The sequence below is a fragment of the Streptomyces glaucescens genome, assembly GCF_002154375.1.
GTDB lineage: Bacteria > Actinomycetota > Actinomycetes > Streptomycetales > Streptomycetaceae > Streptomyces > Streptomyces glaucescens.
Window position 1 is genome coordinate 713 of sequence record NZ_MUND01000937.1, and the last position, 335, is coordinate 1,047.

General features: G+C 67.8%; 1 protein-coding gene. It reads left to right on the forward strand.

Going from position 1 to position 335, the window contains the following annotated elements; all coding sequences use genetic code 11:
• Positions 1-335, forward strand: a 335-nt coding sequence (locus CCN42_RS45380; protein ID WP_245877682.1) for a penicillin acylase family protein, incomplete at both ends; no start/stop codon positions are given.

Below are 335 nucleotides of genomic sequence, written 5' to 3' on the forward strand. Positions count from 1 at the left end.
CGCGACCGTCGGCGGCAGGAAGGTCGCCTACACCACCCTGTGCTCCTCCTACCTGCACGAGGCCGACTCGATCATCGGCTTCCAGATGCTCAACGACCCCGGCTACGTGACCGGACCCGAGAGCTTCCAGAAGGCCGTGCAGCACATCAACTACACCTTCAACTGGTTCTACGCCGACTCCGAGCACACCGCGTACTACAACAGCGGCGACAACCCGGTCCGCGCGAACGGCGTCGACGCGGACTTCCCGGTGTGGGCGCGGCCCGCGTACGAGTGGCGGAACTGGGATCCGGCCACCAACACCGCCGACCGCACCCCGCCCGCCCAGCACCCGA